Annotated in this window: 2 tRNA genes; both read right to left on the bottom strand. The window is 54.5% G+C overall.

The features are described 5' to 3' along the window. Positions 1-104: 104 nt before the first annotated feature. Positions 105-180 (bottom strand) — tRNA-Arg (locus tag ATN88_RS19835). Positions 181-196: 16 nt separating this feature from the next. Next, positions 197-289 (bottom strand) — tRNA-Ser (locus ATN88_RS19830). Positions 290-319 lie beyond the last annotated feature (30 nt).

The raw sequence follows: 319 nt of genomic DNA, 5'->3' as shown, positions 1-319 counted from the left end.
CGCAGGGTATCACTTCATGCATCATCCGGATGCTGAGTGCTTCGTCGGAAACGGAGCGTTCGTCCTTGGAAAGGCATATTGCCTTAAAGAGGTGTAAATAATGATGGCGCGACCGGAGGATTCGAACCTCCGACCGCCTGGTTCGTAGCCAGGTACTCTATCCAGCTGAGCTACGGTCGCACAACATATTTACAAATGGCGGTGAAGGAGGGATTCGAACCCTCGATACGGCTATAAACCGTATACTCCCTTAGCAGGGGAGCGCCTTCAGCCTCTCGGCCACCTCACCGCACAAATCATGGCGCGCTCGGAGGATTCG

This window comes from Enterovibrio coralii (genome assembly GCF_001559595.1).
Taxonomy (GTDB): Bacteria; Pseudomonadota; Gammaproteobacteria; order Enterobacterales; family Vibrionaceae; genus Enterovibrio; species Enterovibrio coralii.
The sequence above is the reverse complement of the archived record's forward strand: the minus strand, read 5'-3'. Positions and strand labels throughout refer to the sequence as shown.